This window comes from Acinetobacter sp. USHLN143, from assembly GCF_037145695.1.
Taxonomy (GTDB): domain Bacteria; phylum Pseudomonadota; class Gammaproteobacteria; order Pseudomonadales; family Moraxellaceae; genus Acinetobacter; species Acinetobacter fasciculus.
Map to the genome: position 1 here is coordinate 1 of NZ_JBBCWZ010000262.1, position 297 is coordinate 297.

Below are 297 nucleotides of genomic sequence, written 5' to 3' on the forward strand. Positions count from 1 at the left end.
GGCTGCATCTACTCATGGACTCTACAGGCATGAAGTTTCTAGGTGAGGGCGAATGGAAACGCAAGAAACATGGACCTGAATATCGTCGCCAATGGCGTAAACTTCATATTGGTATAGATGCTAAAACCCTACAAATACGAGCAGTTCAGCTTACAACCAATAATGTCAGTGATTCACAGGTGCTTGGTGATTTACTTAATCAGATTCCACAAGATGAGCAGATTAACTCTGTTTATACCGATGGAGCTTATGACACCAAGCAATGCCGTCAGGTCATTGCAGATCGGCAAGCGCATG

General features: G+C 44.1%; 1 protein-coding gene. It reads left to right on the forward strand.

What is annotated here, in order from left to right; genetic code table 11:
- The coding region (locus tag WFH18_RS18000) for an IS5 family transposase (RefSeq protein ID WP_336755438.1) at positions 1 to 297 on the forward strand (297 nt) is incomplete at both ends.